Genomic DNA, 16,775 nt, shown 5'->3' on the forward strand with positions numbered 1-16,775 from the left:
ACAGCGCTCGGGCTTCAGCCCGAGCCGGCCGGCACCAGGGTGTGGGCGCCGTCGAAGCGCTCGGCGTAGTACCGGCTGTCAAGCCGATCGACCCGCACCTTGCCGCGGCTGTTGGGGGCATGGATGAACTTGCCGTCGCCCAGGTAGATGCCCATGTGCGAGTAGGTGCGGCCCAGGGTGTTGAAGAACACCAGGTCGCCGGGCCGCAGCGCGCTCGCGGCAATTGGCCGCGTGCGTTCGGCGATGCCGGCGGCGTTGTACGGCAGACGGCGGCCGCTGACCTGCTCGACGATGTAGCTCACCATGCCGCTGCAGTCGAGGCCGGCTTCGGGGTTCTTGCCACCGAAGCGGTAGCCGGTGTCGAGCAGACCGAGGGCGTAGAGCACGATTTCCTGGGCGTGGTCGTCGCTCGGGAGCGAGAACCAGGCGCGTGCGGGCACGCTTGCCTGGGGACGTCCGGATGTGCCGGAAGGCTTTGGGGGGGACTGGCTGCAGCCGGCGATCAGCAGGGCCAGCAACAGCGCGCCGAGCCGTCGCTCAGGCGACCAGGCGAAAGGTGACCGGGCCATGGTTGATCAGTGAAATCGACATTTCGGCGCCGAACTCGCCGGTGGCCACCGTCGGGTGGCGCTGGCGGGCGAGGGCGACGACTTCGTTGAACAGCGCCTCAGCCTCGGCGGGTGGGGCCGCGGGCGTGAAACTCGGGCGCATGCCGCGGCCGGTATCGGCAGCCAGCGTGAATTGCGAGACGAGCAGCAAGCCGCCATCGGTATCCGCGACCGATCGGTTCATCTTGCCCGCTTCGTCTGAAAATACCCGATAGCCGAGCAGGCGTTCGACCATTCGCATGGCGTTGGCCGAGCCGTCCTCGCGTTCGACGCCCACCAGGGCGAGGAGGCCCGGGCCGATCTCGCCGACCGTACGCCCGCCGACGGTGACGCGGGCCTCGAGCACGCGTTGGATCAGGGCGATCATTCGATCAGTTCGATCTGGCCATTCACCGATACCGAAACCGGGCTGTCGCCAGCCTCGATCGGCGCCGGGGCGGCATCGGCGACGGCCATGGCGGCGCGGGCCATCGGCATGACCGGCGGACGTTGCTGCGGGCCGCTGGTGTTCACCGACACGTGCTTGATCTTCCACTTTTTGTTGAGGCTGCCGGCGACCAGGCGGGCCCGGGCCTCGAACGCGGCGAGGGCGTCGGCGATGGTTTCGTCCTCGATCTTCTTCCAGGTTTCGGCCGACGGCGCCGCCGATAGTCCGCTGACGGCGAGGGTTTGCTGGAGTTTGCCGATGAGTTCGGAAAGCTGGGCGGCGTCCTTGCTCTCGAGGGCGAGGGTCGAGCGCATCCGCCAGGATTCGATACTGCGGCCGGTCTTGCCGTAGATCGGGAAGGTGCCGTTGCCGGCAGTGCGGACCTTCACGGCGGGGTAGGCGCGGGCGGTCTGCAGGGCCTGGGCGATGGTGCCATTCACCTTGCGGGCCAGTTCGCCCGGGTTGGCGTCGGTGGCTTCGTAGTAAACCTGGGCACGAAACTGGTCGTTAGGGGCGGTGCGGCTGCTTTCGACCGAGATGTCGGCGGTGGGCAGCGACGGCGCGTCGGCCGCGTGCGCCGTGGCGAGCAGCAGCGAAAGTGGCAGGGCACGGGCGAGCTGACGAAGCTTGCGGTTTTTCATGGAAGCCTTTCGAGGCGGCGAAGATGGCGTATTTTTCCCACAGCCGGGGCCGGATTGCAAAGGGGAGGCGAAAAAAGCATGCCGCCGGGGTGGGGAGTGTGGCCGAAATGCACGCGTCCGCTTGTCCGCCTGTCCGCCTGTCCGGTTGACCGGTTGGAGACGCCTCGGCAGCATCGATGGCCTGGTAACAGTGGTGAGCGCGGGGCGATGGCGAATTCGAGATGGGTGGGCGCGGTCTGGGTGGCGGTCTCGGCGGTGGCCTTCGGGGCGATGGCGATCTTCGCGCGTGTTGCCTTTGCGGGAGGCGCCGACGTGCTGGCGGTACTCTTCCTGCGCTTTCTGATCGCCGCGCTGGTGATGGCCGCCGTGATGGCGGCGAGCCGGCGGCGCTGGCCGTCGCGGCGCAACGCGGCGCTGCTCGCGCTGATGGGGGGCGTGGGCTACGTGGCCCAGTCGCTGTGCTTCTTTTCGGCATTGCGGCACGCTTCGGCGGGGCTGGTGGCCTTGCTGCTGTACCTGTACCCTTTTCTGGTGACGCTGCTGGGTGCGATCTTTCTCGGGCAGCGGCTCACCCCGCTGCGGCTCGGCGCGGTGACGGCGGCACTGCTGGGTACGGCCCTCACCATCGGCGGCAGCCTCGCGGGGAGCGGCCTCGGTATTGCGCTCGGCGTGACCACGGCGCTGATTTATTCGGTCTATATCCTGGTCGGGAGTCGCGTGCTGGCCGAGGAGGACCCCCTGGCGGCGGCGACCGTGGTGATGATGGCGGCCGCCTGCACCTTCGGCGGACTGGTGGTGCTGGAGGCACCGCATTTTCCGGTGACCTTGGAAGCGTGGCTCGCGTCGCTGGCGATCGCGCTGGTGTCGACGGTGGTGGCGATGGTCGGTTTCTTTGCCGGCATCCAGCGCCTGGGGGCCGCCGATGCGGCAACCCTGTCGACGCTGGAGCCGGTGGTGACCTTCGTGCTGGCGGCGGTTTTTCTGGGCGAACCGATCGGTGGCCTGCAGGCGTTGGGCGGCGCGATCGTGCTGGGTGCGGTGATCGCGCTGGCCCGGGGTGACGCGCCTCAGGCCGAACCGGGCAGCGGCGCGACGAGCTCGCGGTAGGCGTGCCAGGTGGCGTGGCCCAGGACGGGCATCACCACCGCGAGCCCGAGGTGGAAACTGAGGAAACCGACCAGGGTGAGCGCGACGATCAGGAAGGCCCAAATCAGCAGCGGAACGAGGTTTTCGCCCAGCGCGCGGATACTCGCCAGCATCGCGGTGATGGCGTCCTGGTTGCGGTCGAGCATCAGCGGGATGGAAACCACGCTCACCGCGAATACCAGCAGCGCGAAGAGGCTGCCGACGGCGAAATACATGAGCAGGAATTCCAGGTTCTGCAGTGACAGCACCTGGCTCAGGAAGCGGTCGAGGGTAGGCAGTTCTTCGGTGTAGAACATCGCGAAGATGACCAGCGAGGCGCGCGCCCATACCAGGAAGATGACCAGCAGGACGCCGGCAAAGAGGGCGAGATTGCCGAGATTGCGCCGCCAGACGGTGAGCGACGGGATCAGGTCGGGATGTTCGCCGCGCTCGCGCCTCCGCGACAGTTCGTAGAGGCCCATCGCGAAAAAGGGGGCGACGAGCATGAAGCCGGTGGTGACGGCCGAGGTGTAGTGGTAGGCGTGGGCGAAGACGTATGTGAGCAGCAGGCCCATGCCGGTGAAGCAGAAGCCGTAGAAGAGACTCGCCCTGGCGCAGGCCATGAGGTCGGAAAAGCCCCGGGCGATCCACCGGAACGGCGCCGCGGCGTCGATCGGGCGAATCGTGGGGAAAGGCAGCGCGGCTGCCTGTTCGTCGGTCGGGGTGAGTTGCTGAGCCATCGCGTGTCTCCTCTTGTTGTGTTGGATGCATGGCCTGCGGCTTTGGTTCAGGTCATGGGGTGCTTCCGGAACGCAGGGGTTGGGCGAATTGCCAGAGGGCGTCGAGCACGGCGCCGGGTGCCTCGGACATCATGGCGTGCCCGGCGCCAGGCAGGACAACCTTGTTGACCTTTATCTCGGCGGCGAAGGCGCCGGCCAGCGGGGCGACGGCCTTTGGCGGGGTCATGCGGTCGAGCGCGGCACTGAGCAGCAGGACCGGGCAACGAACCTTCGCGGCGGCGTCGAAGCCGCCGGTGTAGGCGTTGCACGCGGCCATGTCGCCATGGAGCACGCCGGCGGCCTGACGCTGCATCAGGCGTTCGTTGAGCCCGGTGAGGTTGAGGCCGGGAATGCTGCTGGCGCCCAGTTGGGCACGCGGGGCGTAGGACCACTGGTTGATCATCCGGTGGGCTTTGTCGCGGGCGGTCAGGGTGGCTTCGAGCAGCGGCGGCGCAACCGGCATCGGCGCCACCGAGCCGACCAGGACCAGCCCGGCGAGGCGCTGGGGGGCCGAGGCGGCGGCCTGCAGTGCGATCAGCGAGCCCATGCTGTGGCCGACGAGGATGACGCGCGGCGCTTCGAGGTGCTGGAGCAGGGCGACGGTCCAGTCGGCGAGGGCCTCGATGGAGGCGAGCGCGGGCCCTTCGCTCTGGCCGTGGCCGGGCAGGTCGGGCGCCGCGACGTTCCAGCCGTGGGAGGCGAAGTAGCGGGTCTGGAGCGTCCAGACGCTGTGGTCGTGACCGGCGCCGTGGATGAAGACAACCGTGGGCTGGCCCGTGACGTGGGCGCGGCCGCCGGTGTAGAGGTAGGTTGCGCGATCGGCGACGGCGAGTTTCATCGTGTGCCTCCGGCCTGGCTGGCTTTGAGGACGGCGGTGAGACCGCGTTCGAGATCTTCGATGAGATCGGCGGTGTTTTCGAGGCCCACCGAGAGGCGGACCGTGCCCTCGGTGATTCCGGCGGCGGCGAGGTCGGCGGCGGACATGCGGAAGTGGGTGGTGCTGGCGGGATGGATTGCCAGCGACTTGGCGTCGCCGACGTTGGCGAGGTGCGAGAACAGCCGCAGCGATTCGATGAAGGTGGTGCCGGCGGCGCGACCGCCCTTGAGGCTGAAGCTGAACACGCCGCCACAGCCCTTGGGCAGCAGGCGCGCGGCCACGGCGTGGTCGGGGTGGCTGTCGAGTTCGGGCCACGACACCGATTCGACCAGCGGATGGGCGGCCAGGTGGGCAACCAGGGCGCGGGCGTTGGCGACGTGACGTTCCATGCGCAGGCCGAGGGTTTCGACGCCCTGCAGGATCTGAAAGGCGTTCATCGGCGATAGGCAGGCGCCGAAATCGCGCAGGCCTTCGCGGCGGGCGCGCAGCAGAAAGGCGGCGATGGGCGATTCCTCGGCGAAAACCATGCCGTGGAAGCCGTCGTAGGGTTCGGTGAGGGTGGGGAAGCGGCCGCCGGTGCGTTCCCAGTCGAAACTGCCGCCGTCGACCAGCAATCCGCCGATGGCGACACCGTGGCCGCCGAGGAACTTGGTGGCGGAGTGCATGACCAGATCGGCGCCGAGGTCGAGCGGGCACTGCAGCGCGGGCGTGACGAGGGTGGCGTCCACCAGCAGCGGTACCTGGGCCGCGTGGGCGATGTCGGCAATGGCCGGGATGTCGAGGACTTCGAGACCGGGGTTGCCGACCGATTCGCCGAACAGGAGGCGGGTTTCCGGGCGGATCGCGTCGCGCCAGGCCTGCGGGTCGCGGGCATCCACGAAGGTGGTGGTGATGCCGAAGCGGGGCAGGGTGTAGCCGAGCAGGTTGTGTGAGCCGCCGTACAGCGAGCGTGAGGCGACGATGTGGCCGCCACTGCCCATCAAGGTGGTGATGGCGAGCATCAGCGCGGCCTGTCCGCTGGCGCAGGCAATGGCGCCGACGCCGCCGTCCAGTGCCGCAATGCGTTCCTCGAGCACCGCGTTGGTGGGGTTCGAGATGCGCGAGTAGACATGGCCGGCGCGGGCCTGATTGAACAGGGCCGCAGCCTGGTCGCTGTCGTCGAAGACGTAACTGGTGGTGAAATGGATCGGGGTGGCCCGGGCGTGGTGGACTGGGTCGGGGGTCTGGCCGGCGTGCAGGGCGAGCGTGTCGGCCCCGGCGTTTCGGTGAATGGGCATGGGCAGGTCGGGAGGTTGCGGGGAGATCAGGCCGGGACGTCCGGGTCGAGCATGTGCTGGATGATCGCGATGCGGTCCTTGAGCAGCAACTTGCGCTTTTTCAGGCGACGCAGAAGCAGGTCGTCACCGGGCGGCGGGGCCGTGGAAATCTGGGCGATGATGGCGTCGAGGTCGCGGTGCTCGGTGGTGAGCACCGCCAGCCGGGCGGTCAGGCTGGTGACATCGGTGACGGGATCGGTGCTGTCGTTCATACCGGAATCGAGGTGGTGAGCCAGCAACGGGCAGGATGCAACGCATCTTAGGCCGCGAAGAAATTAAATACAACGGCGTCCGGGAACTTGAAGCCGGCGCGGACGTTCCCATCTTCGGTAGCACCGTTGCCCAAAAGGCGAAACCCGTTTTCAGGAGACCAGTCATGAACGTGGTACTCAACAATCCGGTGCTGTACGTGGTGGATTACCCGGCGCTCGACGCCGTCGAGGTGATCGACAAGCGACGTGGCTTGGGCGCGTTGTTCCGCGACGAGGCGGCGCAGCGCTTCCGTCGCGAGTTGCGCGACGTGGCGGCGGCAGCCACCGAAATGGACGATTTCGAGACCTGGCTCGACGATTACGGCAGTCTGATGAATCAGCCCGCCGTCTATCACTGAGCGGCTTGCCAGCCCGGCGGCGCACTCCTAACATGTCCGTCCCGTTTTTGCGTGACCGGAGTGTTTCAGGGTGAACAAGGCCTTCGTGAAGGAAAGCGAGCAGGACGACGACGAGTCGCCGCCGGGCGTGCCGAGCCTTCCGCCGGGCACCCGCAACTACATGACCCGCCACGGCTTCGAGGTGTTGAAGGCGGAGCTCGACCAGCTGGTGCGCGACGAGCGTCCGCGGCTGGTCGAGACGGTGCGCTGGGCGGCGTCCAACGGCGACCGCTCGGAAAACGGCGATTACATCTACGGCAAGAAGCGCCTGCGCGAGATCGACCGGCGCATCCGTTTCCTCATCAAGCGCCTCGAAAGCGCCACGGTCGTCACGCCGTCCGAGCAGGAGAACACCGAGCAGGTGTTCTTCGGCGCAACGGTGACGGTGTGCGACGTGGACGGCGACGCGGAGCAGACTTACCAGATCGTCGGGGTGGACGAGGCGAACGCTTCCGAAGGGCGGATCAGCTGGATTGCGCCCTTGTCCCGCGCGCTGCTCAAGGCCCGCGAGGGCGATGTGGTGCGCTTCGCGAGCCCGGCGGGGCTGCGCGAGATCGAGGTGCTGGAAATCCGATACGTTTAAGGCGCGCTTCGCCCGGGGCGCGTATCGTCAGCCCTGCCGGCGCTCGCGCGGGCGGCGGACCATCGCCGGCGTGCGCGGCAGCGTGAAGAACAGCGTGGTGCCGGCTCCCGGCGCCGATTCGGCCCACACTTGCCCGCCGTGGCGTTCGACGATGCGCCGGACGCTGGCGAGGCCGATGCCCGAGCCTTCGAAGCCGTCGCGCTTGTGCAGTTGCTGGAAGGGCTGGAACAGGCGCGCGGCGTGCTCCATGTCGAACCCGACGCCGTTGTCGGTGACGTAGAAGAGGTGCTCGTCGCCGTGGGGCCGGCCACCGATCTGGATGATCGCGGGATGGCTGTCGCGGGAAAACTTCCAGGCGTTGCCGATCAGGTTTTCGAGGGCTTTGCGGATCAGCGCGGCGTCGGCGTCGGCGCCGAGTTCGGCCTGCACGTGGCTGTGCACGACCCGCTCGCGGGCGTGACTGTGAAGCTCGTCCAGGATGTCGCGGGCCATCGCGCTGACGTCCACGTGTTCGATGTGCAGCGGGCGATGGGAGACGCTGGCGAGCTTGAGCAGTTCGTCGATCAGGTCGCCCATGCGCAGACTGGCCTTGCGCAGACGGGCGACGTAGCCGCGCCCGGTGTCGTCGAGCCGCTCGCCGTAGTCCTCTTCGAGGGCGTGGGCGAAGCCGTTGATGGCGCGCAGCGGGGCGCGCAGGTCGTGGGAGATCGAATAGCTGAAATTGAGCAACTCGCGGTTGGTCTGCTCGAGCTCTTCGGTGCGCAGGCGCACGCGCTCTTCGAGGGTGGCGTTGAGTTCGGCCAGGGCCTGGCGTTCCTCGTCGCGGCGCACGGTGTCGCGGTGCAGCAGCAGGGCGAGGGCGCCGAGCAGTGCGACCATCAGGCTGGCGGCCGCGACGATGCGGCGCCGATGCTCGCGAAAATCGGCCAGGGCGTCGTCCACCGGGCGGCTGGTGCCGACGATGAGCGGTCGGTCGGCGAGGCGGCGGTAGGCGGTGATGCGCTCGGCCGTGTCGCCGTCGAGCGGCGCGGTCACGACCAGCGCGCGGGCGTCGGCGTCGGGCCCGATCGCCGGTGAGTCGGCGACGCTGCGGCCGATCAGGGCGTCCACCGGCGGGTGGCGCATCAGGGTGATGGCGCGTCCGGCGTGGAGGATCAGGATGGTGTCGCGCCCCGAGAACTGCAGGTCGCGATACACGCCGTCGAAATAGGCGTGGCTCATGGCCGCCCCGACGGTGCCGAGATATTTGCCGTTGGCGTCGAAGACCTGGCGGCTCAGCGGGGTGATCCACTGGCCGCTGTCGGCGCTGCGGCTGGGGCTGCCGATCTCGATGCGTTCGTCGAGCCGGTGGGGCAGGCTGCGGCGCGGCGCGGGTGCGGCGTCGTCGGCGGGCGTGAGGTCGCGGGAATGGGCGGCGAGGCTGCCGTCCTCGCGTTCGACGTAAAGGTTGTCCACTTCGGGGAGGCTGGCGGCGCGCTGGCGCAGCAGGGCGTGGAGTTCGCGCTCGGTGAACGGATCGGCGCTACCGCGGGCGGCGACCAGGGCGGCAATCTCGGCTACGGCGCTTTCGGCTTCGCCGAAGCTGCGGGCGACGTGCTCCTCGAGCACGCGGGTAAGGCTCTGGAGGTCGGACTCGGTCTGCTGCAGCGCCTGCTGGTGGTCGAAGCGGATCAGCGACACGGCGGCGACGATCACCCCGGCATTGAGCAGGGCGAAGGCCAGCCACGCCGCGATGCGCAGGCGCCAGCGCAGGCCGCGCAGGCGGGCGTCGAACCAGCCCGCGGGGCGGCTCAGCAGGGACAGGACGGCGGTGGGAATTCGGGCTGGTTCCATCGGCGGGGAAACGGGGACTTGAAAGCCGGACGGCTGCACCCATATGGGGAGCGTTAACGGTCCCTTTGGAGCAAGCTTTATGACTGTCGAGCAAACGTCCGCGCAAACCTTGAATTTCCAGGCCGAGGTGAAGCAGCTGCTGCATCTCATGATTCACTCGCTGTACTCCAACCGCGAGATTTTCCTGCGGGAGCTGATTTCCAACGCTTCCGACGCCTGTGACAAGCTGCGTTTCGAGGCGCTCGAGAACGGCGGCCTGTTCGAGGACGACGCCGAGCTGAAGATCCGCGTCGCGTACGACAAGGCGGCCCGGACGATCACGATTTCCGACAACGGCATCGGCATGAATCGCGACGAAGTGGTGACCAACCTCGGCACCATCGCCAAGTCGGGCACCAAGGAGTTCTTCGGCAAGCTGACCGGCGACCAGAAGAAGGACGCGCACCTGATCGGCCAGTTCGGCGTCGGTTTCTATTCGGCCTTCATCGTCGCCGACAAGGTGACGGTGCGCACCCGCCGCGCGGGCCTCGCCGCCGGCGACGGCGTGCAGTGGGAATGCGCGATGACCGGCGACACCGCCGGCGAATACACCGTCGAGCCCATCGAGAAGGCCGGCCGCGGCACCGAGATCACCCTGCACCTCCGCGAAGACCAAGACGACCTGCTGTCCACCTGGAAACTGAAGTCGATCATCCAGAAGTATTCCGACCACATCCTCCAGCCGGTGGTGATGAAGAAGGAGAGCTGGGACGAGGAGAAGAAGGAGCAGGTCGTCACCGACGAAGACGAAACCGTCAACAAGGCCAACGCCCTGTGGGCGCGCGGCAAGGCGGACATCACCGACGAGGAATACACCGAGTTCTACAAGCATGTCGGCCACGACTACGAGGCGCCGCTCGCCTGGACCCACTCGAAGGTGGAAGGCCGCCACGAGTACACCCAGCTGCTCTACGTGCCGGCCCACGCGCCCTTCGACCTGTGGGACCGCAACGCCCGCCACGGCGTGAAGCTCTACGTGCGTCGGGTGTTCATCATGGACGACGCCGAGAAGCTGATGCCGCTGTACCTGCGTTTCGTGCGCGGGGTGGTCGATTCCAACGATCTGCCGCTCAACGTCTCGCGCGAGATCCTGCAGGAATCGAAGGACATCGACACCCTTCGCGCGGGTTGCACGAAGAAGGTGCTGGGCCTGCTCGAAGACCTCGCCGAGAACCAGAAGGAGAAGTACGCGACCTTCTGGAAGGAGTTCGGCAAGGTGCTGAAGGAAGGCGTCGGGGAGGATTTTTCCAACAAGGAGAAGATTGCCGGCCTGCTGCGTTTTGCGTCCACCCACGCCGACACCGCCGAGGAAACCGTCTCGCTGGCCGACTACATCGGCCGCATGAAGGAAGGCCAGGACAAGATCTACTATGTCACCGCCGACAGCTTCAACGCAGCCAAGAACAGCCCGCACCTCGAGATTTTCCGCAAGAAGGGCATCGAGGTGCTGCTGCTGTCCGATCGCGTGGATGAGTGGGTGGTCGGCAACCTGACCGAGTTCGACGGTAAGCAACTCGCGTCCGTGGCCAAGGGCGGCCTCGACCTCGGCAAGCTCGAGGACGAAGCCGAGAAGGCGGCAGTCGAGAAGGAAACCGGCGAGCTGAAGGACTTGCTCGACAAGATGAAGGGCAGCCTCGGCGACAAGGTGAAGGAAGTCCGCGTCACCCATCGCCTGACCGATTCGCCCGCCTGCCTGGTGGCCGATGAGCACGACATGGGCATGAATCTGGCGCGCCTGATGAAGGCCGCGGGCCAGACCATGCCGTTGTCGAAGCCGATCCTGGAGATCAACCCGTCGCACCCGGTGGTGCTGCGCCTCAAGTACGCGGACACCCAGTTCGACGACTGGGCGGCGGTGCTGTTCGATCAGGCGCTGCTGGCCGAAGGCGGCACGCTGGACGATCCGGCAAGCTTCGTGAAGCGCATCAACCAGCTGATGCTGGCGATGAACGCCAACTGAGCCTGACGCGCGGCAGGGGGCTCACGCCCTCGCCGGCAGTCCGCGCGGGGGAGGGCACCGGCCGGTGCGCTCCCCCGTTTTTCATTCCTGGTAGATCTGGTAGGCGTTGGGCCGCTTGCGGGGCCTGAGGGTGCCGGTGACCGGGTCGTACATCGACGGCGCCTTCTTGGGCATCATCGAGCTGGTGGCCGAGCGGTTGACGTAGCCATCGGAGGCCGCCTTGAGGGTGTTGCCCCGGGTGTAGGCGGTTGTGGGGCGGCCGCCCCCGGTGCGCGGCGCCATGACCGCGCCGGGGCCGGTGTTGCAGCCCCCGTAGATGTCGCCCCGGCGACGGCTCAGAGAAGACGGGTCGTTGAAGACCTGAACCTTGCCCGAGGCGTCCTGACGGGTGGTGCCGATGCCGCGGGTCTGTTCGCGCAGGGCGCAGATCGTGGCGCTGGGCGGCTTGATGTCCTGGGCCCGCTTGCCGTCGCGGCTGGTGGAGTAGGCGCCGCCAAAGGGCACCACCTTGCCGGCACGCGCGGCCGGGCCCTGGCCGCTGCCCGCGGACGAGGTGTCGAGGGCGAAGGCAGCCGGAGGCGCGAACAGCGCGACGCACGTCGCGCACGACAGGAGCAGGGCGGATTTCTTCAAGGCGGGGCCTCTTTGCTGCATGGCAAAACGAGCAACATACCCCAAAACCTGCAAGGCTGACGAGTGCATAGTTTGATAATCGTCAATGTAAATCATCGTTATCTTTTCGAGCGATGAAGGGTCCGTTAAAGTGGCGGTCCTACCGATTCTGGGCATTCCGAAGCCATGGCTGTCGAACTTTTCAACAACGGCAAGCACGCCTGTCTGGCCTTTTACGATCTGGTGGACGAGGAGACGGATCATGCCGTCCAGTGCAACCAGTTCCTGATCGTGGATGGCGACCATGGCGCCCTGATCGATCCGGGCGGCAACATGACCTACACCGGCCTGCTGATGTCGATGCAGCGCTTCTTCCCGTCCCGCGGGCTGGACTACATCTTCGCCACCCACGCCGACCCGGACATCATCGCGTCGCTCAACAAGTGGATGGTGGCGACCCACTGCAAGGTGATGATCTCGCGGCTGTGGACGCGTTTCGTGCCGCACTTCACCACCGGCAAGGATTACACCAGCCGCATCGTGGGAATCCCCGACGAGGGCATGAACATCGTGCTCGGCCAGAACATCATCAAGGCCGTGCCGGCGCATTTCATGCACTCCGAGGGCAACTTCCAGTTCTACGACCCGGTTTCCAAGATTCTGTTCTCGGGCGACATGGGCGCGTCCCTCGTCGATCACGCCGAGGCCGCGAAGCCGGTGACCAACTTCGACGAGCACATCGCGACGATGATCGGTTTTCACCGCCGCTACATGATCTCCAACAAGATCTGCCGCTTCTGGGTGAACATGGTTCGCCAGATGGATGTGGAGATGATCGTGCCGCAGCACGGTTGCCGCTTCGAGGGCAAGGCGATGGTGAATCGCTTTCTCGACTGGATCGAGCAGTTGCCCTGCGGCGTCGATCTGCTGACCCAGGATTTCTACCGCGTGCCGTGAGCGTCGGCGGGCGCCGCGTGAGGCATCCGACGAGGCGGGCTGCGGCCCGCCTCAGCTTTTGCGCGACAACTGGGCGATGGCGCGGGTCAGGCCGTCGAGGGTGAGCGGAAACATCCGCTCGGCGATGAGCTCGCGGACGATGCCGATCGATTGCCGGTAGTCCCACATCCGCTCCGGCTCCGGGTTGAGCCACGCCAGCGCCGGGTAGGCGTCGGCGAGGCGACGCAGCCACACCGCGCCGGCCTCGGTGTTGCTGTACTCGATGGAACCGTTGGGCTGCAGGATTTCGTAGGGGCTCATTGTGGCGTCGCCGACGAAGATCAGCTTGTAGTCGGGCCCGTACTTGTGGATCACGTCGAGGGTCGGGGTGCGCTCCGTGTGGCGGCGGATGCTGTCGCGCCAGACGTGGTCGTAGACGCAGTTGTGGAAGTAGAAGTACTCAAGGTGCTTGAACTCGGCGCGGCAGGCCGAGAACAGCTCCTCGCAGACCTTGACGTGCGGATCCATCGAGCCGCCCACGTCGAAGAAGATCAGCACCTTCACGGCGTTGTGGCGCTCGGGGCGCATCAGCAGGTCGAGGTAGCCTGCATTGCGCGCGGTGGCGGCGATGGTGCCGTCCAGGTCGAGTTCGTCGGGTGCGCCCAGGCGCGCGAAGCGGCGCAGGCGGCGCAGCGCGACCTTGATGTTGCGGGTGCCCAGCTCGACGGTGTCGTCGAGGTTGCGGTATTCGCGCTGGTCCCACACCTTGACGGCGGTGCGGTTGCCGGCCGATTCGCCGCCCACGCGGATGCCTTCCGGGTTGTAGCCGCTGTTGCCGAAGGGCGAGGTGCCGCCGGTGCCGACCCACTTGCTGCCGCCCTGGTGGCGGGCCTTCTGCTCGGCGAGGCGCTTCTTGAACTCCTCCATCAGCTTGTCCCAGCCGAGTGCCTCGAGCCTGGCCTTCTCGTCCGGGCTGAGGTGCTTCTGCATCATCGCCTTGAGCCATTCCTCGGGCAGATCGACTTCCAGCCCGGGGATGGATTCGACGCCCTTGAAGTATTCGCCGAAGGCCCGGTCGAAACGGTCGTAGTGGGCTTCGTCCTTGACCAGCGTGGCCCGCGCCAGGAAGTAGAAGTCCTCCATGCTGTGGTTGCCGAGGCCGGCCTGAAGCGCTTCGAGCAGGGTCAGGAATTCCTTGGTCGAGACCGGTAGCTGGCGGCTCTTGAGGTGCAGGAAGAAGTCGATGAGCATCGCGGTGGTCCGGCGTGGCGGGCGTTCAGCGGTTGCGCTGGGCCATGAAGACGAGGCGCTCGAAGAGGTGCATGTCCTGCTCGTTCTTGAGCAGCGCGCCGTGCAGCGGCGGGACGATGGCCTTGCGGTCGGCCGAGCGCAGCGCTTCGGGCGGGATGTCCTCGGCGACCAGCAGCTTGAGCCAGTCGATGAGCTCGGAGGTGGACGGCTTCTTCTTGAGACCCGGCACGTCGCGCAGGCCGAAGAAGACTTCCAGCGCTTCGCTGAGCAGCGCTTTCTTGATGCCGGGGAAGTGCACGTCGACGATTTTCTGCATCGTGTCCCGGTCGGGGAACTTGATGTAGTGGAAGAAGCAGCGGCGCAGGAAGGCGTCGGGCAGCTCCTTTTCGTTGTTGGAGGTGATGAAGACGATCGGGCGGTGCCTGGCCTTGACCAGCTCGCGGGTCTCGTAGACGTAGAACTCCATCCGGTCGAGCTCGCGCAGCAGATCGTTGGGGAATTCGATGTCGGCCTTGTCGATTTCGTCGATCAGCACCACGGTCGGCCGATCGGCCTCGAAGGCCTGCCAGAGGGTGCCCTTGACGATGTAGTTGCCGATGTCCTTCACCCGGTCGTCGCCGAGCTGGGAGTCGCGCAGACGCGAGACGGCGTCGTACTCGTACAGGCCCTGCTGGGCCTTGGTGGTCGATTTGATGTGCCACTGCAGCAGCGGCATGCCCAGGGCGGCGGCCACCTCCTCGGCCAGCATGGTCTTGCCGGTGCCCGGCTCGCCCTTGATGAGGAGCGGCCGCTGTAAGCGGATGGCGGCATTGACGGCGAGCATCAGGTCGGGCGTGGCGACGTAGTTTTCGGAACCTTCGAAACGCATGGGGAGGCCTCTCTGGGTGCAGTGACGTTGACGTTTGCGTCAATTATAGCGGCCGCGCCCGGGCGAAGATTCGCCGGGCGGTTTCAATGGTCGCGGCGTGGATGGCGACGGTGTCGTCGATCTGGCGCGCGTAGCCGCCGGCCATCGCGACGGCGACCGGCAGGCCGCGCTTGCGGATGGCCTCGAAGACCAGCGCATCCCGCTCGGCGAGGCCGGCCTTGGTGAGCTTGAGTCGGCCCAGCCTGTCGTCCTCGAAAGGGTCGGCGCCGGCGAGGTAGATCACCAGATCGGGTTTGCCGCGGGCGAAAACGGTGCCGAGCGCCGCCTGCAGTGCGGTGAGGTAGGTGTCGTCGCCGGTGCCGTCGGGCAGTTCGACGTCCAGGTCGCTGGTTTCCTTCTCGAAGGGGTAGTTGCGGGCGCCGTGGATGCTGAAGGTGAAACAGTCGGGCCGGTTGGCGAGGATGGCCGCGGTACCGTTGCCCTGGTGTACGTCGCAGTCGATGATCGCGACCCGCTCGACGCGGCCTTCGGCGCGCATGGCCAGGGCGGCGATGGCCGCGTCGTTGAAGACGCAGAAACCTTCGCCCCGGTCGCGGAAGGCATGGTGGGTGCCCCCCGCCAGGTTGGCGGCGCAGCCTTCGGCGAGTGCGGTGCGGCAGGCGGCCAGCGTCGCGCCGGCCGAGCGTCGGGAGCGCTCGACCATGGCTTCCGACCAGGGGAAGCCGATCCGCCGCTGTGCGTCGGCTTCGAGCGTGCCGCGGACCACCCGCTGCAGATAGGACGCGTCGTGGGCGCGCAGGATCTCGGTATCGCTGGCCGCGTCGGGCACCCGGAAATCGTCGGCGTCAAAGCGTCCCGCCTCGAGCAGGCGCGCGCGCAGGCGGGCGTATTTTTCCATCGGGAAGCGGTGCCCCGCCGGCAGGGGCAGAACGAAATGGTCGGCGTAGAAAAGTTTCATCGGTGGCTTTGCGTCGTGGGGTTCGGCTGGGTGGGCGTGCGGCTGCTATTATTTCCCGATTGCGGCCGTCTGGCCGCCACGCTCGATCCATCGGGGACGCATCATGCATCTGCTAGACACGCTGCGCGCGGAAAACGCGGCCACCACGGCGATTCGCCGGGACCTTCACGCCCATCCCGAACTGGCCTTCGAGGAGCATCGTACCGCGGCCCTGGTCGCCGAGCGACTCGAGGCGCTCGGCATCGAAACCCACCGGGGCATCGGCAAGACCGGCGTGGTGGGCGTGCTGCGCGCCGGGACCAGCCGCCGCGCGATCGGCCTGCGCGCCGACATGGACGCGCTGCCGATCCAGGAAAAGAACGATTTCAACCACCATTCGCGCCACCCCGGCCGGATGCACGCCTGTGGCCACGACGGCCATACCGCGATGTTGCTGGGTGCGGCGGCGCACCTGGCCCGGCATCCGGATTTCGACGGTACCGTGTACTTCCTGTTCCAGCCCGCCGAGGAGGGCGAGGGCGGTGCGCCGGCGATGATCGCCGACGGGCTGTTCGAGCGCTTTCCGATGGAGGCGGTGTTCGGCATGCACAACTGGCCCGGTCTCCCGCTGGGCCAGATCGCCGTCCATCGCGGGCCGGTGATGGCCTGCGCCGACCGCTTCGACATCGAAATCAAGGGCCATGGCGCCCACGCGGCGATGCCCCACCAGGGCATCGACCCGGTACTGGCCGGCGCCGCGCTGGTGCAGGCCCTGCAGTCGGTAGTGAGCCGCAACACCGATCCAGCCGATTCGGTGGTGTTGTCGCTGACCCAGTTCCACGCCGGCGACGCCTACAACGTGATTCCCGACCTGGCGCGCATCGGTGGCACGGTGCGGGCCTTCCGCAACGAGCTGCGGGCCCAGACCGAGGATGCGATGCAGCGCATCTGCGCCGGCGTCGGCGCAGCCTTTGGGGCCAACGTGCACTTCGAGTATCGCCGCGGCTACCCGCCGACCATCAACACCGTGCCCGAGGCCGACTTCTGCGCCCGCGTCGCCGCCGAGGTATGCGGCGACGCTCAGGTGTCCGTCGATCCCCGGCCCAGCATGGGCGCCGAGGATTTCGCCTACTTCCTGCAGGAGAAACCCGGCTGCTACGTGTGGCTCGGCAACGGGCCGGGCGAGGGCGGCTGCACGCTGCACAACCCGCACTACGATTTCAACGATGAGGCGATCCCCTTCGGCGTCGCCTACTGGGTGCGCCTCGTGGAGCGCTGGCTGGCCGACGCCTGAGCGCCGCCGCGGCCGATGGAGCGGCACTTTTCCCGCGGTG

Annotated in this window: 18 protein-coding genes; 6 read left to right on the plus strand and 12 right to left on the minus strand. The window is 67.2% G+C overall.

The annotated features are described in order from the left end of the window. Positions 1-14: 14 nt before the first annotated feature. From ACE3P2_RS07565 to ACE3P2_RS07575, 3 genes are read right to left on the minus strand one after another with little or no spacing between them, the layout of a single operon-like run. Positions 15-569, minus strand: a complete 555-nt coding sequence (locus tag ACE3P2_RS07565; RefSeq protein WP_374262910.1) for a C40 family peptidase — start codon at positions 567-569, stop codon at positions 15-17. Then, positions 538-975 (minus strand): D-aminoacyl-tRNA deacylase, encoded by a 438-nt coding sequence (gene dtd, locus ACE3P2_RS07570; RefSeq protein ID WP_374262912.1) that lies wholly within the window; start codon positions 973-975, stop codon positions 538-540. Before dtd ends, ACE3P2_RS07565 begins: the two co-directional genes overlap by 32 nt. After that, on the minus strand, positions 972-1,676 hold the full coding sequence (locus ACE3P2_RS07575; protein ID WP_374262915.1) for an SIMPL domain-containing protein: 705 nt from the start codon (positions 1,674-1,676) through the stop codon (positions 972-974). The genes dtd and ACE3P2_RS07575 overlap by 4 nt, the downstream gene beginning before the upstream one ends. Positions 1,677-1,901: 225 nt before the next feature. On the opposite strand from ACE3P2_RS07575, the gene ACE3P2_RS07580 reads away from it, so the two are divergent. Next, complete coding sequence (locus ACE3P2_RS07580; protein WP_374262917.1) at positions 1,902-2,783, plus strand: DMT family transporter; 882 nt, start codon at positions 1,902-1,904, stop codon at positions 2,781-2,783. Here the strand turns inward: ACE3P2_RS07580 and ACE3P2_RS07585 are convergent. Genes ACE3P2_RS07585 through ACE3P2_RS07600 form a run of 4 tightly spaced genes read right to left on the minus strand, consistent with a single transcriptional unit; the run spans position 2,744 to position 5,985 of the window. Next, positions 2,744-3,541, minus strand: coding sequence for a DUF2189 domain-containing protein (locus ACE3P2_RS07585; protein ID WP_374262919.1), 798 nt, complete (start codon positions 3,539-3,541; stop codon positions 2,744-2,746). The two genes, ACE3P2_RS07580 and ACE3P2_RS07585, sit on opposite strands and share 40 nt — an antisense overlap. A 52-nt stretch (positions 3,542-3,593) precedes the next feature. Beyond that, positions 3,594-4,418, minus strand: coding sequence for an alpha/beta fold hydrolase (locus ACE3P2_RS07590; RefSeq protein WP_374262921.1), 825 nt, complete (start codon positions 4,416-4,418; stop codon positions 3,594-3,596). Further along, a complete protein-coding gene (locus tag ACE3P2_RS07595; protein WP_374262923.1) occupies positions 4,415-5,734 on the minus strand; it encodes an O-acetylhomoserine aminocarboxypropyltransferase in 1,320 nt (439 codons plus the stop codon). The genes ACE3P2_RS07590 and ACE3P2_RS07595 overlap by 4 nt, the downstream gene beginning before the upstream one ends. Before the next feature lie 26 nt (positions 5,735-5,760). Beyond that, positions 5,761-5,985 carry a DUF465 domain-containing protein gene (locus ACE3P2_RS07600; protein ID WP_374262926.1) on the minus strand — a complete coding sequence of 75 codons (225 nt, stop codon included), beginning with the start codon at positions 5,983-5,985 and terminating at the stop codon, positions 5,761-5,763. Between the two features lie 164 nt (positions 5,986-6,149). Here ACE3P2_RS07600 and ACE3P2_RS07605 point away from each other — a divergent pair, with 164 nt between their 5' ends. Both ACE3P2_RS07605 and greB read left to right on the plus strand, forming a co-directional pair. After that, the gene (locus ACE3P2_RS07605; RefSeq protein ID WP_374262928.1) at positions 6,150-6,383 is read left to right on the plus strand and encodes a DUF3567 family protein; all 234 of its coding nucleotides are present in this window, start codon (positions 6,150-6,152) and stop codon (positions 6,381-6,383) included. A gap of 70 nt (positions 6,384-6,453) precedes the next feature. Next, entirely contained in the window at positions 6,454-7,005 is a 552-nt protein-coding gene (gene greB, locus ACE3P2_RS07610) for a transcription elongation factor GreB (protein WP_374262930.1), read from the plus strand. A gap of 27 nt (positions 7,006-7,032) precedes the next feature. On the opposite strand, the gene ACE3P2_RS07615 is transcribed toward greB, so the two are convergent. Next, the gene (locus ACE3P2_RS07615) at positions 7,033-8,838 is read right to left on the minus strand and encodes an ATP-binding protein (RefSeq protein WP_374262932.1); all 1,806 of its coding nucleotides are present in this window, start codon (positions 8,836-8,838) and stop codon (positions 7,033-7,035) included. A gap of 79 nt (positions 8,839-8,917) precedes the next feature. Here ACE3P2_RS07615 and htpG point away from each other — a divergent pair, with 79 nt between their 5' ends. Beyond that, positions 8,918-10,837, plus strand: a complete 1,920-nt coding sequence (htpG, locus tag ACE3P2_RS07620) for a molecular chaperone HtpG (protein ID WP_374262935.1) — start codon at positions 8,918-8,920, stop codon at positions 10,835-10,837. Between the two features lie 81 nt (positions 10,838-10,918). On the opposite strand, the gene ACE3P2_RS07625 is transcribed toward htpG, so the two are convergent. Further along, positions 10,919-11,470: a hypothetical protein gene (locus ACE3P2_RS07625; protein WP_374262938.1), complete on the minus strand. Its 552-nt coding sequence runs from the start codon at positions 11,468-11,470 to the stop codon at positions 10,919-10,921. 165 nt (positions 11,471-11,635) lie between these two features. On the opposite strand from ACE3P2_RS07625, the gene ACE3P2_RS07630 reads away from it, so the two are divergent. Further along, positions 11,636-12,406 carry an MBL fold metallo-hydrolase gene (locus ACE3P2_RS07630; protein ID WP_374262940.1) on the plus strand — a complete coding sequence of 257 codons (771 nt, stop codon included), beginning with the start codon at positions 11,636-11,638 and terminating at the stop codon, positions 12,404-12,406. A gap of 51 nt (positions 12,407-12,457) precedes the next feature. Here ACE3P2_RS07630 and ACE3P2_RS07635 read toward each other — a convergent pair whose 3' ends face one another. From ACE3P2_RS07635 to ACE3P2_RS07645, 3 genes are read right to left on the minus strand one after another with little or no spacing between them, the layout of a single operon-like run. Further along, positions 12,458-13,636 carry a VWA domain-containing protein gene (locus tag ACE3P2_RS07635; protein WP_374262942.1) on the minus strand — a complete coding sequence of 393 codons (1,179 nt, stop codon included), beginning with the start codon at positions 13,634-13,636 and terminating at the stop codon, positions 12,458-12,460. Positions 13,637-13,661: 25 nt separating this feature from the next. Further along, positions 13,662-14,504: an AAA family ATPase gene (locus ACE3P2_RS07640; RefSeq protein WP_374262945.1), complete on the minus strand. Its 843-nt coding sequence runs from the start codon at positions 14,502-14,504 to the stop codon at positions 13,662-13,664. 43 nt (positions 14,505-14,547) lie between these two features. Next, entirely contained in the window at positions 14,548-15,462 is a 915-nt protein-coding gene (locus ACE3P2_RS07645) for a histone deacetylase (protein ID WP_374262948.1), read from the minus strand. 103 nt (positions 15,463-15,565) lie between these two features. Between ACE3P2_RS07645 and ACE3P2_RS07650 the strand changes: the two genes are divergently transcribed. Continuing rightward, on the plus strand, positions 15,566-16,735 hold the full coding sequence (locus tag ACE3P2_RS07650; protein WP_374262950.1) for a M20 aminoacylase family protein: 1,170 nt from the start codon (positions 15,566-15,568) through the stop codon (positions 16,733-16,735). Positions 16,736-16,775 lie beyond the last annotated feature (40 nt).

Source organism: Zoogloea sp., from assembly GCF_041911615.1.
In the GTDB taxonomy this organism is placed as follows: domain Bacteria; phylum Pseudomonadota; class Gammaproteobacteria; order Burkholderiales; family Rhodocyclaceae; genus Zoogloea.

Coding starts and splice junctions, on each gene's coding strand:
- ACE3P2_RS07565 (WP_374262910.1), bottom strand. CDS start 569: ATGGCCCGGTCACCTTTCGCCTGGTCGCCTGAGCGACGGCTCGGCGCG.
- dtd (WP_374262912.1), bottom strand. CDS start 975: ATGATCGCCCTGATCCAACGCGTGCTCGAGGCCCGCGTCACCGTCGGC.
- ACE3P2_RS07575 (WP_374262915.1), bottom strand. CDS start 1,676: ATGAAAAACCGCAAGCTTCGTCAGCTCGCCCGTGCCCTGCCACTTTCG.
- ACE3P2_RS07585 (WP_374262919.1), bottom strand. CDS start 3,541: ATGGCTCAGCAACTCACCCCGACCGACGAACAGGCAGCCGCGCTGCCT.
- ACE3P2_RS07590 (WP_374262921.1), bottom strand. CDS start 4,418: ATGAAACTCGCCGTCGCCGATCGCGCAACCTACCTCTACACCGGCGGC.
- ACE3P2_RS07595 (WP_374262923.1), bottom strand. CDS start 5,734: ATGCCCATTCACCGAAACGCCGGGGCCGACACGCTCGCCCTGCACGCC.
- ACE3P2_RS07600 (WP_374262926.1), bottom strand. CDS start 5,985: ATGAACGACAGCACCGATCCCGTCACCGATGTCACCAGCCTGACCGCC.
- ACE3P2_RS07605 (WP_374262928.1), top strand. CDS start 6,150: ATGAACGTGGTACTCAACAATCCGGTGCTGTACGTGGTGGATTACCCG.
- ACE3P2_RS07615 (WP_374262932.1), bottom strand. CDS start 8,838: ATGGAACCAGCCCGAATTCCCACCGCCGTCCTGTCCCTGCTGAGCCGC.
- htpG (WP_374262935.1), top strand. CDS start 8,918: ATGACTGTCGAGCAAACGTCCGCGCAAACCTTGAATTTCCAGGCCGAG.
- ACE3P2_RS07630 (WP_374262940.1), top strand. CDS start 11,636: ATGGCTGTCGAACTTTTCAACAACGGCAAGCACGCCTGTCTGGCCTTT.
- ACE3P2_RS07635 (WP_374262942.1), bottom strand. CDS start 13,636: ATGCTCATCGACTTCTTCCTGCACCTCAAGAGCCGCCAGCTACCGGTC.
- ACE3P2_RS07640 (WP_374262945.1), bottom strand. CDS start 14,504: ATGCGTTTCGAAGGTTCCGAAAACTACGTCGCCACGCCCGACCTGATG.
- ACE3P2_RS07645 (WP_374262948.1), bottom strand. CDS start 15,462: ATGAAACTTTTCTACGCCGACCATTTCGTTCTGCCCCTGCCGGCGGGG.
- ACE3P2_RS07650 (WP_374262950.1), top strand. CDS start 15,566: ATGCATCTGCTAGACACGCTGCGCGCGGAAAACGCGGCCACCACGGCG.